General features: G+C 63.9%; 7 protein-coding genes and 1 pseudogene. 1 reads left to right on the top strand and 7 read right to left on the bottom strand.

Features of this window, described 5'->3' with window-relative positions; all coding sequences use genetic code 11:
- Positions 1-986 precede the first annotated feature (986 nt).
- From ACFVFQ_RS26715 to dndB, 5 genes are all read right to left on the bottom strand, one after another.
- Positions 987-2,705, bottom strand: coding sequence for a DUF262 domain-containing protein (locus tag ACFVFQ_RS26715; protein ID WP_383420457.1), 1,719 nt, complete (start codon positions 2,703-2,705; stop codon positions 987-989).
- Between the two features lie 98 nt (positions 2,706-2,803).
- Positions 2,804-3,184: a DNA sulfur modification protein DndE gene (dndE, locus tag ACFVFQ_RS26720; protein ID WP_383420459.1), complete on the bottom strand. Its 381-nt coding sequence runs from the start codon at positions 3,182-3,184 to the stop codon at positions 2,804-2,806.
- A complete protein-coding gene (gene dndD / locus ACFVFQ_RS26725; RefSeq protein ID WP_383420461.1) occupies positions 3,174-5,198 on the bottom strand; it encodes a DNA sulfur modification protein DndD in 2,025 nt (674 codons plus the stop codon). Before dndD ends, dndE begins: the two co-directional genes overlap by 11 nt.
- Positions 5,185-6,786: a DNA phosphorothioation system sulfurtransferase DndC gene (dndC, locus tag ACFVFQ_RS26730; protein WP_383420463.1), complete on the bottom strand. Its 1,602-nt coding sequence runs from the start codon at positions 6,784-6,786 to the stop codon at positions 5,185-5,187. The genes dndD and dndC overlap by 14 nt, the downstream gene beginning before the upstream one ends.
- Positions 6,783-7,922, bottom strand: a complete 1,140-nt coding sequence (gene dndB, locus ACFVFQ_RS26735) for a DNA sulfur modification protein DndB (RefSeq protein ID WP_383420465.1) — start codon at positions 7,920-7,922, stop codon at positions 6,783-6,785. The genes dndC and dndB overlap by 4 nt, the downstream gene beginning before the upstream one ends.
- A gap of 240 nt (positions 7,923-8,162) precedes the next feature.
- Here dndB and dndA point away from each other — a divergent pair, with 240 nt between their 5' ends.
- The gene (gene dndA / locus ACFVFQ_RS26740) at positions 8,163-9,314 is read left to right on the top strand and encodes a cysteine desulfurase DndA (RefSeq protein WP_383420467.1); all 1,152 of its coding nucleotides are present in this window, start codon (positions 8,163-8,165) and stop codon (positions 9,312-9,314) included.
- Between the two features lie 12 nt (positions 9,315-9,326).
- Here the strand turns inward: dndA and ACFVFQ_RS26745 are convergent, their stop codons facing one another.
- Together ACFVFQ_RS26745 and eccCb are read right to left on the bottom strand one after the other, a co-directional pair.
- Positions 9,327-10,868, bottom strand: a complete 1,542-nt coding sequence (locus tag ACFVFQ_RS26745; RefSeq protein ID WP_383420469.1) for a DNA phosphorothioation-associated putative methyltransferase — start codon at positions 10,866-10,868, stop codon at positions 9,327-9,329.
- A gap of 523 nt (positions 10,869-11,391) precedes the next feature.
- Positions 11,392-13,474 (bottom strand): annotated as a pseudogene (gene eccCb, locus ACFVFQ_RS26750) (type VII secretion protein EccCb); the annotation flags it as partial.
- Positions 13,475-13,570: the final 96 nt, after the last annotated feature.

Below are 13,570 nucleotides of genomic sequence, written 5' to 3' on the forward strand. Positions count from 1 at the left end.
AGTGCATGCCGTAGGAACGCACCAGCTCCGGGTAACGGGTGGGTAAGAAGTACGGGATATCGAATGAATGGGGCTAGCTGGTCGGACGACAGGAGGGAAGAAGGCTCCGGCTAACAGACGTGCGCAACCGGCATGAGCGGAACTTATGCGGAATGCTCCTCGCCCGTCCCGCGTATTTTTCGTGAAGCCTCGATTGCTCCAGGCGCGACGTCCAGGGGCGTCAACCGATGGACGTAGCTACAGTTGCAACAATGCGAGTTTTGCGCCTTGTCTGGCTATTCCAGGAATGAGGCGGCACCTCCGTCAGTCCAATTACGGGATCCACCACACTGGCTGCGGTGACCGTCGATAGCTGCTGCGTGCGAGAAGAATCGTTGCCCGTAACTCAAGGAGATGTCAAGTCGAATTCTTCACGAAAAGCGGAATGTCGCGTTCAATGGTTGACGCATTTCTTTCATTTATTTATGCGTGCCTCGATTGGAACAGGCATGCCGTCGTGGCTGCGTTCTTAAGGAAGCTAGACCCAAGTAAGGGAAGCGTTGCTCCGTGGTAGTCTCATACTCGATCGTCGTGCAGGGGCAAGGTCTGTTGCCTATCCCCACGGAGCATCGTTGAGCCTAGGTGCGCGTTGAAGGGATGCCGCAGCCGCGGGGCGCTGCTGGTGGGGGAAAGCTGGTGGGGGCGAAGTTGGAAATAAGGACACCTTTCGCGGTGCATCTCACCCCTGGAGCCACCATCTCGTGGAGTGATTTTCGGGTGCTGAGGTGAGAATCGGGCCTGTCGACGCCCAATGCGTCAATTGGCTCTGTGGGTCGCGCACGGGGAAACGTATGCGCTTCCGAATTGCGTGAAGGTTAAAGTGCTTTGCAGCCCTTGGGTGCTGTCAAGTAGGGCATGCCCCTTCGCTTGGGGGCATGCCCTACTTCTATGCTGGGCGAGATCTGCTTTTGCCAGCGATGGCAGGCATCACCCGTCATTGCTTCCCTTTATCTTGGCCAAGTTCGCACGGCCAGGGTCGCCAGACGTTCCTGCCGGGCCTGGATCGCCGCAGGGGTCCAGGTGGCACACTCGCCGACCTCGCGAGTCAGGGCGAGCTTTGATTGCTGGAAGATTTCAGCCTTGTCTTTGAATGGCTTGTTGCCGAGACGCGAGTTGGAACCGGAGGGCAGCAGGACCATGTTGCCGAGGCGATAAACCCAACTATCGGCGTCTTCGCGGTTGCCGCTTGCGGCGATGAACTCAGACCAGTCCTCGGCCACTGCGTTCTGCGGGAAGACGTGCTCTAGGTTTACTTCGTTCGGATTGTCGTTGGGGACGAACTCTGGTTGCCCCTCCTTCTTGCAGGTCTTCTCCAGGGCGCTCAAGTAGTAGCGAGCAATCTTGCTGGCGTCCCCCCGTCCGAGCAGGGTAGCCAGGGTGAACTGCGCCTTGAAGTCGCTATCGGACGGGATGAGGTCGTTGAGCCGTTCCCGGACCTGAGCGGCGCTCGTGATCGCGCCCTGGCGAATCCCCATGGCAATCTGCGAGTACAGGTCCTCGTAGCGCCCCCGGTTCATTGCACTCATGACCATGCCGCGCACGGACCAGTTGACCATAGCTTTGAGCAGCTTCTCGATCTGAACCGGCGGAAAGTGCTCGACGGCTGCGAGTAGCAGGATCTTATTGGGGACCAAGTTGAACAGGGCGAGTGTGTCAAGAGCTGGACGCCGGCTCGAACACTTTTCGTTCCAAATTTCGTGACTGGAGTCGGAGAGTGCGGCGTAGATGCGCGCGCCCGACAGAAGCTCCTCCGAGAACGTCAAGGCATCCTGGCTCCGCACTACCCGCTCACGCATCTTCGCGTACAGGTCTCGTTCGGTGACCTTACCGACTCTCGAACTCCAATAGTGCCGCAGGAATTTCGTGAACTTTTCGTTCGCAGTCGTGAGGGATAGGGCGCCGATTGCCTTATGCCAGTTGTTACGCACGGAGTCGAGGTGCAACTTAGCCGCACCGAAGAGATGGTTCTTCAAAAGGTCCGCGGTGGTCAGGTCGGCGCCACGGTTGTTGAGCGTTTCGAAGATGACGTATGCATCAGCCTCGGAGGGGGTTTCCACGACGGCGAGCTGTGCACGCTGCTGGAGGTACTTGACCCATTTGAGTAGCTCATGCGTGGCTTCTGCACCGTACCGCTGGGTGAGCTTGTCGAGCTCTTCGCGAAAGAAGCAGTACGCCCTGACGATGTCAGAGTCTGTGCGCTTGGCCGGGTGGGCAGGCAGCGTGCTGCGGGTAACGATGCCATGGAAAGACGGATTGTCATCCTCGTTGAGCTTGAGGTGCGGTTCCGTTCCCTCGGCGTCCCAGGCTTGGCTCGCGAGGAACTCATCGCCAATGAGGTGCGCGCGGGCGTAACCCAGTTGGTGCAGCGCGTCGCGGATTGCGGCGATTAGGAGTGAGGATGTGACAAGCCGCTGCTGTCCGTCGATGATCTTCTTGCGGTCTTCCGGTCCGTCCTGAGTCAGGACGATCGTCCCGAAGAAGTATTCCTCGTCTGTCCCTATCCGGATGGCCCGGTCCATGTCGGTCCAGTAGGCCTTGACCTCCCGGTCCACCTTCCAGCAGTACGCGCGCTGGAACTGGGGGACGACCAGTCGGTCGTTGCGGAGAATCTCGCCGATACCGACGAGGTTGAGTTGGAGGGTGGTGCTGCCGTGACCTGATGCCATGCGGGGCAGTCTAGCTGCGGCGATACGCATTCGGGTGACGTATTGCTGGTTGCTGTTTAGCGGCGCGCCACTCGAACTCGCGTCCGTATTTGCCCAGTTCAGGCTGCGACCGACCCGATCAGTCCCTCAATCGTCGTCAACTCCTTCTGCCCCCCGAGGTATCCGATGCCACGGTGCAGATGAACCGTGAGCGTCTTTGCGACGTTCTCTTGTGTCGGAGCCTCACCGTCCTCGACGCAACGCTGCTTCAGGAGGGCAAGGTAGATGTCGCCGTGGGTCGTGCCAGCGAAGGTCTTCCAGTCCATCACGACATTGGAATCAGTGACGATGTCACGGATGAGCGGGGTCGAGGCATCCTTCAGGGAGAGGATGAGTGCCCAGCGACACAGGACGTTCCACTGAGTGATTCCAGTAGTGCGCTTGAGACGGATGAGACGGTCCTTGGCTGGCTGGGAAAGGCGGACGTTCTCAAGCGACATTGTTGGCTCCTGCGTTCCACAAGTATCCCTTGACGACCTTGGTGGTGAGCTCGATGTCGTCGTGGGAGAGGGTATAGGTCTGTGCCACTGACTTGTTGAGGCGGCCCAAGAGGTCCTCGTCGATCTCCTCGTCGGTAGAGAGGAGTAGAACCTGGCCGCTGGCGTGGGGGAAGTAGCGGTCGACGAGGTGCTCGCGGTGGCGGCTATCGAGACGGCCGAGCGGCGTGTCGATGACGCTGGGCAGCCGGTTGCCGGCAACCTTCATCAGGCCCCACAGCAGGGAGACGGCAAGCAGTTGGCGCTCACCGGCGCTGAGTCGCCCGGGGTTGATCTCCTGCCCTTCTGCATCGGAGAGCGTGAGGGTGAAATTGTCCGTGTCGATGCGGATGTCCTTCACCAGTCCCTGTTTGTGCATCAGGCTTTGAAAACTTTGCAGCATTGCGACTTCGAGACGGCTGATGTGCCGTTGTAGCAGGGCACCGGAGAAGTGCGCGAGGGTCTCGCGGGCCTTCTCTGAGAAGCGGATGATGCGCTTGACCTCCTCCGCCTTGACCTTGGTGCGGATGTAGTCCTTGTGGGCGCGGTCCAATGCAGTATTGACGTTGGACTCGTGCCGTTCGACCTCTTCAACGCGCTGGCGGGCCCGATCGACGGCGTCAGCCGCGATGGCGACGGTACGCATTTGCTCGGCGCGCTTTTCCAGTAGTTCGTGCACATCGTCCTTTTCAGGGACGCCTGCCAGCTGGCGGTCCAGCTGCGCGAGCTCTTCGGTCGCGGCTTCGGCTTCGGTGAGCAGCTTTTGGGCTTGATCGCGCTCTGCGTCCAAAGACTGAGTGAGAGCCTCCAGCTGAGACAACATGTTGGCAGGCAGATGCAGGTCGACGTCGAGTTCGGCGTCGGCGGCGCGTTCGGCCCTGTCAGCTTCCATGGCCTTGAGTGCATCCTCGCGGGCCTGTTCGGGCAGGCGGTCCAGCAGCCAGGTGTCACGCTCGGCGAGGACGTCGAGGACTTCGCGTGTCTGGGCGGCCACGCGCTCACGGCGGGCTTGCTCGGAGACGGCCTTGAGTTGGGCGTCAGCCATCAGAAGCGGAAGAGAGCCTCCGGCGCTCGCGATGAGCGCAGTACGAGTGTCGGCGAGGCGGGCGGCGGCAGCCTTGTGGGCACTCTCCAGGGTGACGCGCTGTTCGAAGAGGGTACCGCCTTCGTCCTTGTACGCCCGCTCGGCCTTCTCAAGCTCCTCCTTGGCTTCGTCGTGCACCTCGCTCAGCTGATCGAGCTCTTGCTGAGCACGCTTGCTTTCCTGCTGAGCACGCTTGCTTTCCTGCTCCTGCTCTCGCACTTCGTCCAGCAGGTGCTGCTCCTCGTCGGAAATCGCTTGGCGACGTTGTAGAGCCTGCAGGTCGGTGCGGAGCTGTTCGACGGTGCTGATGCCGAGGAGTGAACGGATGGCTGATTTGATGAAGGAGGCGGCGCGATCGGGGTCGGCCAGCGACTCGATCTTTTCGCCGTCGAAGAACGACAAGGAGGCGACCTCCAGCGGCAGCAGATCCTCGACGTGGTCGGCCCACCCCTCGCTGAGTACCTTGCTGAATTTGAGCTCGGGTCGCTTGCGAGTGCTCTTGGCGCGCTCGCCGTAGTGCTCGTCGACGAAGACGTTCAGGAATTCCTTGACCGACTTGCCTGACAGACGCCAGCTGCGGATAACCGAGTAGTAGTGCTCGCGGCCCTCTACGGCGATGGTGAAGTCGAGCGTGACGGAGGCGCCGCGGGTGGGGTCGGCCTGGCGATTGATGGACTCGTGCAGGTAGCTCTCGTACGCCTTGTTGCCGCGGCCGGAGCAACGGGCGCGTCGGCCGTACAAGGCGAGCTGGATGGCATCGAGCAGGGTGGTCTTGCCGCAGCCGTTGAGACCACCGATGAGGATGATCGGCTTGTTCTTCTTCGGCGTGAGGTCGAGGGACTGCTCACCCCGGTAGGCCCCGAACTCGGAGAGGGTGATCTTACGCAGGAGCATCGAGTTCGTTTTCCTGGTCGAAGGTGAGGGTCTGAGCGAGGGGCTGGGAGGTGTCGACGCGCGTCTCTTTCTTGCGCTTGGCGAAGGCTACGGCGTCCTCGCCGTCCTCGTAGTAGCCCTTCTCGACGGCCTGTTGCAGTGCTTTGAAAAGGCCGGCACGGCGGGTCATGGTGCGGTACTTGCGTTCGACGGAGAGTAGCTCGCGGACCATGCTGTAGTGCAGTTCGTCCTCACCACAGAGATCCTTGAGGATCTTCATCTCGTCGGCGCCCATGACTAGCTGCTCGTCCAGCGGGCCGCCAGGGAACTCCTCGCCGGTGGCTTCCTGATAGATGCGCGGGAGGGTGTCCTCGACCTCGTGCTTGTCGAAGACCCAGATACGGCGGATCTCGTGCAGCTCGCCGGGAGTGATTAGCTCGATGCTGCGGACGTGTTCGGGGGCGTCGGCGTTGGTGCGGATCCAGGTCTGGGCTTCCAGTAGCTCGCGCAGCCACTGCTCGCGGTAGTCCTGCTTGTATGGGCCGTGAATAGCGCCGTCATTGAAGAGCATGACCTTGCCGTTTATACGGCGGAAGTCACGGGCTGGCTTGTCTGGGCGGGGGAAGGGAGCCTTGCGGCCAGTAGGTAGATCCGGGTCACCCTCGTCGTAGTAGCCGAAGGGCGCGTCTAGCTTGTTCCGGAGGCTGAGGAGCGGGAGCATCCACTCCTTCTCCTCGTCGTTCTGGATCATCGCCGACATCGACTTGTCCTGCTCGACCAGGGTGCAAGTCCAGCAGCCGAAGCGGGAAGAGCCGCAGGACGGGGTGGTGGAGTCGACGACGAGCGGGCACTCTCCGTCAGCGGACGCCCCTTGGTACATGCTGAGGAGGTCCTCGTTGTTATAGCCCCAGGGGTTGGAACGTTGCATGAGGAACTCCCAGACGTCGTCGTCGGTCCAGTCCTCGACGGGGCTGTAGACGAGCGAGTTGGGCAGGTTGGCGTTGGGGGAAAGACGATCGCGTACCCGGCGCTTCTCGTGCTTCTCCATGACCCGAGCACGCGCCTGACTCTCGGTCTTACGGATACCAAGAACCATGATTGCCTCGCCGTGGGCAGCAACGACGCTGCGGATGAACGAGTTCGATGGCTTGATCTTGAGACGCTCGGTGCACCAACGGAACTTGGGGCGGGGAGCAGGGTAGCCGCGGCCGATCAGGTTGACCCAAAAGGTGTCTTTGACATCTGGTGTGAGCCGGTGCGGCTCGATTGGCAGACCCTGCTCACCGGCGGCCTTCGCCATGGTCTCAAGTGAGTTGGTGACCCAGGCGGCGACGACCGGGTTCTCGACCAAGGTGTCGGTGGAGATCACATGGACCTGCTTGGTGAGCTGCTCGGTGGGGAGCTCCTTCAGAGCTGTCCAGACGAGTTGGAGGACGGCAGTCGAGTCCTTGCCTCCGCTATAACCGATCACCCACGGGACCTGGTCGGCGGTGTACAGCTCGCGGATCTCCTCGGCGAGCTCGGCCGTCACCTCATCCAGAGAGCGGCCGTTGAAAGCGCGCCGGCGCTGGGCTGGCATGCCGAGCGGGATGGGGATGGTGGAACTCATTCCTCGCCTCGCAGGTAGGCGTCTTCCACTCGCTGCTCTTCGGGGCTCAAGCCCAGGCCGAGGTGGCGACGCAGGTAGTTGACGGTCAGGGTGACTTGCTGATGGCTCTTGGAGACACGGCCGCCCACGATGGCCCGGCCCTCCCAGTCGCTATTGGCGCGCGACCAGTTAACTTTCTTCAGCTGCGCAAGCTGTTTCTTCCAGTGGCTCACGGCCGTCGAGTCGCGCAGTAGCGAGTTACCGACCCGACCGAGGGCGTGCAAGGCGATGCCATGACTGTGGATGAAGTCACGGCGCATCTCGGCAGCCGAGAGCTGCTGCTGGCGGACCATGCTCCACTCCGGCAACGCCTTGTCGATTGTCTCCCAGTATGCCTGGGTGAGTTCGGTGGCTTCGTCTGGCTTGAGTTCCAGTCCCTGCAGCAGCGCCTGGGTGCCGTAGTAGAGGGCGCTGAGGGTGAACATTTTCTTGGAGCGGGCGGAGAGGTTGCTCTTCTCCATCTCCACGTAACCCCTGAAGACGACCGAGCGGCTGGCGAGAGTGCGGGCGACCTGGGCCTCAGCGTCACGGTGATCGTACAGAACGCCGATGGAGCGAGCCGGCCGCACGGCGTGCCGGTTGAGGTCGGCGAACATCTGCTGCGAGCGCGCGAGACCGGAGTCGTGAAAGAACACGACGGCGATGGTCTCCTCGCCGAGATCGGACTTCTGACGCAGAGCGAGCTCGATCGCGGCACGCCGATGCTGCCCGTCGTTGATCAGGAACCGGGCGTCCATGGCAATGCGAAGCTGGCCGGTGCGGAATTCGACGTCCTCAGCGCTGAAGGCATCGAATTGCATGTTGCCGTCGACAGAGGCGGTAAGCGCACTAAAGACGTAATCGTCCGAATTGTCCAAGATGTACTTGGACAAAGCAGGGAGTCGACCCTTGTTCACTACGCGTTGGGCGCGCAGCTCGGGGGAGAGGCCCTCGTCATCCAACCGGAAGATTATCGGGATCAGGCGTAGCGGGCACATCGTGACGTAATACTCGCGCCCTGCCTGGATGCCCCGGATGGCGGGGAAGCGGTACTCGAAACCGGTCGAGGTACAGGGCGCTGCCACACGTTTCACAGGTGTCGCAGCTTCAGTCTCCACCTGCAAACCGTAGCGTACGTCATCGGGGAAACGTACATGGCTCTGGACTTGACGTAAGTGGGGCGTGAAGAAGGACGTACTCATCTCGGCTAGGTGCATGACGGGCAGGGAACAAACGGCGAAGGCGGTGGGCTGTCCCGTGGGGAAGGTGAGCTGAGATGTCTGCGACCTTCTGAGCGTGTACGTTAACGACTTGACGTACGTGCGAGAAGCTGAGTGCCGGGAAGCAGGAAAGAACGGGTGAGTGCCGTGGTGGCGTATCTGGATGCGGCGGCGACGACTCGGGTCGAGCCGAACGTCGCCGAGGTGGTGCTGCACTGGATGACGGAAGAGTTCGGCAACGCCGGCAGTCGCACCCACGAGTATGGGCTGCGTGCCAAGAAGGCAGTCGCCGCAGCCCGCGCCTACCTCGCCTCCACCCTCGATGCTCAAGCTGAGGAGATCATCTTCACCAGTGGTGCCACCGAGTCAAACAACATCGCGCTGCTCGGCCTCGCCGCTCACGGAGAGAAGAGTGGGCGTAAGCACATCGTGACATCTGCCGTCGAGCACAAGGCGGTTTTGGAGCCGCTGGAGCACCTGCGCGACGCCCGCGGATTCGAGGTCGAGTTTCTCCAACCGGGCCCCACTGGCCGGCTCACCGCCGACGAGGTCCTGGCTCGTGTCCGCCCGGACACCCTCCTCGTCTCCCTCATGCACGTGAACAACGAGACTGGTGTCATCCAGCCCGTCGCCGAACTCGCCCAGGCGCTGATCAAGACCCCCACCTTCTTGCACGTCGACGCTGCCCAGGGCTACGGCAAGCGGACCAAAGACCTCACCGCCCCTATCGACCTGGTCAGTATCTCCGGCCACAAGGTCGGCGCCCCCAAGGGCATCGGTGCCCTCCTTACCCGTCGCCGAGGCTGGAACAGGGTCCCCCTGGAACCGATCATGTACGGCGGGGGGCAGGAACGAAAGCTCCGTCCGGGAACACTTCCCGTTCCTCTGATCATGGGGCTGCACGAAGCGGCCCGAAGCTTCCATGCGAAGCATGACGGCTGGGAGCGCGACGCCTTGGCCTTGCGTGAGCGCCTCCTCACCGCCCTGGAGAAGACCCGCTATGCGATCAACGGTGACCCCGAGCACTCCGTCCCCCACATCCTCAACCTCAGCTTCGACAAGCTGAACGCCGAGGCGCTGATTGTGAGAATCAAGGACCAGGCCGCCGTTGCCACGGGCTCCGCGTGCACCAGTGCCTCGTACACCCCTAGCCATGTGCTTACCGCCATGGGGCTACCCGAGGACCGGGCATCGAACGGGCTGAGGCTGTCGTGGTTCCCGTCGCAGGTGACAGAGTTCGATGCCGAGGCGTTTGCGGAGACCGTGGCCCGTATGCAACCCAGCGCATGAGGCCGCCCCTTCTCAGCTATCGGCTGGGCGGCGTCGCACGAGGCGGTGGCCACGCAGTTCGCGCCCGCAGCGGACCAGCTCTGCATCCCAGCCCCGCTCCGTTCCGATCAGATGCGGATACTCATACAGCCCGGCTTTCACCTCTGACTCGGTCAGTCGCCGATAGCGAGGCCCGTCCGGGTCGTTCGAGTCCAGGAACTCATGCTTCCGGTGGAGCAGCGGACGATTCTCGGACTTCTCGTAAGAGATGCGAGATGACTCCAGCGTTCGCATGTCAACCGTGTAGGAGGAGTGGATGCGAGGGTGCGGGTCTGTGTCGAACTCCGGATAGTCCAGCCACGAAACCGTTCTCCCCTTGTGCTTGAGCTTCAGGATCGTCCATGAGACGGGCCGCCCTGCTGCGATCGACGCGCAGTGCTCGTAGAGCCGGAGCACTACCGGAATGTGGTCAACTGCCCGCCGGTGCACGTACAGCGCTGTTGGCGTCAGCTTCCCGGCCGCCGAGCCGTTCATTGCGCCGCGCACGTAAGCATCGTCGCGCAGTTTGAGCAGCAGCCTGTCAGCCCGCCGGCACGCCTCTTTGTACGATGCAAAAAATGCCCGCACGTCCAGCTGGACAGAGTGCGGGAGGCTAGAGAAAGGTCCACGTCCGTTGAACAACTCCACCGCAAGATAGAGCAGCGTATTGAGCGTTGAGCGCTTGGCGCCCTCGGAAACCTTGGCCGCGTCCGCGCTGTCGCGAGTGAGGCGCTGCAACTCGCTTGTGGTGAACTGGGCCAGCAGTTCGGCTGTAGGTCGTGGCACTTCATCGATGCGTGGCTGCCGTCCGCGCCGTTCGACGTAGTCGACGACCGAGGCGAGCGCAGAGGCGGTGTCTGCGGATGCCAGCCATTCCGCGTCCGGCACGATCCGCTGCGCCAGGTACTGCATCCGCGCCGCATTGTCCTTGAAGGCATAAACCACGCCGGGTGCCGCTGAAACTGCCCGTGCCCCCGTCACCTCAGCTACGTAGGCACGCAACTCACCTGCTCCGTACAAGTGCTGGAACGTTCGATGGCTAGTAATGATTCCGTCGCCGAATTCCTCGCCCTTCACCTTGCGCCGTTCCCACGTTAGACGCGCCGAGACGACGAGTAGGTCTTGCGCGAGTTCCCAGGCGCGCTGCAGCGTCTCGCGCCGCTCGCCCGGATTTTCGACGACGTTGAGGACGTAAGTGAGCATCACCACGTCGGCGGGCCGTGCCAGAGTGTCATTGAGGTAGTACGGGTCCCAGCCGGTAACGACACACCCGAGCCGCTCCAGTGCCGCGAGGTCGTCCCCGCGTCCGCATCCGTAGTCGAGTACCCTGCGCCCTTCACCGAGCTGCCGGTCACCGAGAGCTTGGCGGGCGGGGACGGAGAGCCTGGGCCGGGCGATGGCGGTGCGGCGGCGATCGCTGGACCAGGAATATCCGGTGGGGAGTAGTGGGGACGCCTCCGACGGTTTCTCCGCTGCACGCGTTGTTGAAGCCGACGTGGTGTGGTCGGGAGGCACGGGTGACATCAGCGGCTCCACGCTGGTGATCCGGTCGAGGCACGCGTCCCCAGGGGCCACGTGAAATCGGGGCTGGGGGCAGCGTAGGGGAAGATTCCGCGCGATGGAGCGCGAACGCAGGTGAGGGGGCAGGCCCTCAGCTTCACCCGGCCACTGCGACGCCCAGGAGCCGAAGGTCTCTCACCGCCGATCGACGTCAGGCGCCTCGTGTCGCACGTGCTACTCCACCCAGATTCGGCAGCCGTGACCTGCGCGTAGGCGATACAGCCGGCTGCTCCGCTCGAAGGGAGATGTTGTCGACGGGGCAATGTCGCCTGCGCGGGTGTCGCTCGACCAGCAGTGATGCCGGGGATGGGGCCTGGCAACGACCGGCCGACGGGCTTCACCCCCGATGCGCCGATCCGGTCACGGACTGATTACGAGGCCAAGGAGAGGGCTTGTCGGGGTAGTGCCGAAGCAGCTTGCCCGGTGCCCGGGTGCCGGGCAAGCCATATGGACAGAGGTCCCATCGAGAGGCATGGCCGCCGAACGCCGTTTGGGTGGCCTACTGGTCAGCTTGCCAGCCGAGTTGAATCAGGGACGTGCCGCGTTTGCGGGTGATGTAGTAGCCGCGGCCCGGGGGTAGGGGGCGGGGGCGGACGTTGGCGAGGATGTCGCCTTCGTTGGGGTTGCCGGAGAGGATGAGGGCTTGGGCTCCGAGTTCGGTGAGGCGTTGGAGGGCGGGTTCGTAGAGGGCGCGGGAGATGCCGGCGGTGGTGCGGGTGAGGATGAGGTGGATGCCGGTCTCGCGGGCGTAGGGGAGTTTGTCGGTGAGGGCGGCTAGGGGGTTGCCGGTGCTGGTGGCGATGAGGTCGTAGTCGTCGAGGAGGACGAAGAAGCGAGGGCCGGTCCACCAGCTGCGGTCGCGGAGTTGTTGGGGGGACATCAGGGGTGGGGCGGCGGCGATCCATGAGGCCGGCGAGGGCGTTCATGTGGATGTTGAGGGCGTCGTCGGTGGGGGCGTATTCGAGGAGGTGGGTGGTGGGGATGGCGTCAAGGAGGGTGCGGCGGTAGTCGCCGACGACGATTTTGGCTTCGTCGGGGGTGTAGCGTTCGGCGATTTTGTGGGCGATGTGGCGGAGGGCGGCGGTCTTGCCGGATTCGCTTTCGCCGAAGACGAGGAGGAAGGGGTCGGTTTCGAAGTCGGTGTAGACGGGTTCGAGGTTGGTTTCGTCGAGGCCGAGGGCGATGCCGCGGTGGGGGTGGTCGGAGCCCTTGGGGAGGTGGGCGGCGGGGACGGTGCGGGGGAGGAGTCGGACGGCGGGGGCGGTGGGGCCGGACGAGTTTTCCGCGACTGTGCGGACGAACTGGGCGGTGGCATCGGCGAGTTCGGCGGTGGTGCTTGGTGTGCCGGTGTGGGGGAGGGCGGTCATGAGGTGGAGTTTGGTGGGGGTTTGGCCGCGGCCGGGGACGCCGGGTGGGACGTTGGCGGCGGTCTTGCGGTCGAACTCGGAGTCCAGGGGATCGGTCAGGCGCAGTTCCAGGCGGCCGAGGATCTGGTCCTTGAGGGCGGCGCGGACTTCGAGGTGGCGGGTTGGCGGTGAGGATGACGTGGATGCCGAAGCCGAGGCCGCGGGAGGCGAGGTCGGCGACGATGGGTTCGAGGAGTTCGTACTCGTCCTTGAAGGGGCCCCAGCCGTCGATGACGAGGAAGACGTCGCCCCATTGTTGGTCGGGGAGGTGGCCTTCGGCGCGGCGTCGGCGGTAGGTGGCGATGGTGTCGATGTCGTGGGTGCGGAAGTACTCCTCGCGGCGGGCGAGGATGCCGGCGACCTCGGCGACGGTGCGGCGGACGCGTTCGGGGTCCAGGCGGGAGGCGACGGAGCCGACGTGCGGGAGGCCGGCGATGGAGCTGAGGGCGCCGCCGCCGAAGTCGAGCCCGTAGAACTGGACTTCGTGGGGGTGTGGGTGAGGGCGAAGGCGCCGATGAGGGTGCGCAGGAGGGTGGACTTGCCGGACTGGGGGCCGCCGACGATGAGGAGGTGGCCGGTGGCGCCGGAGAAGCCGTGGTGGAGGAGGTCGCGGCGCTGTTCGAAGGGTTTGTCGACGAGGCCGAAGGGGACGGTGAGGCGGCCGGTGGCGGGGTAGTCGGCGGCATGCAGGCCGCGATCGGGGGTGGTGGTCAGGGCCGGGAGGAGGCGGTCGAGGGTGGGGGCGGTGTCCAGGGGCGGGAGCCAGACTCGGTGGGCGGGCGGCCCCTGGCCCTCCAGGCGGGCGACGATGACGTCCAAGACGGTGTCGGCCAGGGCGTCTTCGCCCGGGGTGACGGCTTCCGGGGTGGGTTGCTGTGCCGGGGTGGTGACGGGGACGGGTGTGGCGGTGAAAACGGCGGCGCGATGTTGGACGGGGAGCGCGCCGTGGTCGGTGCGGTTGTTGGCTGAGCGGTGGGGGCCGGAGACGTAGGCGGCCTTGAAGCGGGTCATCTCGTCCGTGCCGAACTTGAGGTAGCCGGAGCCGGGGACGGAGGGGAGGTGGTAGGCGTCGGGGACGCCGAGGGCGACGCGGGATTCGGCGGCGGAGAAGGTGCGCAGGCCGATGCGGTAGGAGAGGTAGGTGTCCAGGCCGCGCAGGCGGCCCTCCTCCAGGCGCGGCCAGCATGGTCGATCCAGGCGGCTCGGCGGGTCAACCGCGGGTGGAGCCGGTCCCATGCCCGTGCCGTCGCCGTGCCGTAGAGGCGGGTGTCG

The sequence above is a fragment of the Streptomyces sp. NPDC057743 genome (genome assembly GCF_042798755.1).
Classification (GTDB): domain Bacteria; phylum Actinomycetota; class Actinomycetes; order Streptomycetales; family Streptomycetaceae; genus Streptomyces.